The organism is Bartonella capreoli, from assembly GCF_902813205.1.
GTDB lineage: Bacteria > Pseudomonadota > Alphaproteobacteria > Rhizobiales > Rhizobiaceae > Bartonella > Bartonella schoenbuchensis.
The window spans coordinates 1-473 of the sequence record NZ_CADDZX010000167.1; the positions used below are offsets into that span (position 1 = coordinate 1).

At 32.8% G+C, this 473-nt stretch carries 1 pseudogene; it reads left to right on the plus strand.

Annotated features, from left to right (window positions below):
• Positions 1–158: 158 nt before the first annotated feature.
• A pseudogene (locus tag J7R05_RS07900) lies at positions 159–473 on the plus strand (ComEC/Rec2 family competence protein); the annotation flags it as partial.

Consider the following 473-nt stretch of genomic DNA (forward strand, 5'->3'; position numbering starts at 1 on the left):
GAGGAAGCCTGTTGGTGAGGGGGCAAAGCGAGTAATAACGGACACGGATCTCTTCCTTTAAGATTAAGATGTTATTATAGGACTTTATGGAAGCATTATGTTAGCATAGGTGATAGGGGGAGCAATAGCCGCATTGCAAGTAAAGTGGGGATTTGCGAATGTTTAATCAAAATAAAGTTGAGGATAGTTTGTTCACAAGCGGTGAGTTGTCAGAAGGAAAAAAATCAAATTTGATATGGCAGGACGCTTCTTCTAGCTTTAATTATGTAAATAACATCAATTATGAAAAACAAAATATTTTTTTATTTACATCTTTAAAAGAAGCAATCACTTTTTTTTGGAAATGGTTAATAGATTGTATCAATAAAGAAATATCTTTTGGAATTCTTTTTCCCTTAATTTTATTCTTTTTTTCCATAGGAATCGTTTTCTATTTTAGTTTAGAGAGGGAACCAAGTTGGACACAATTTGGT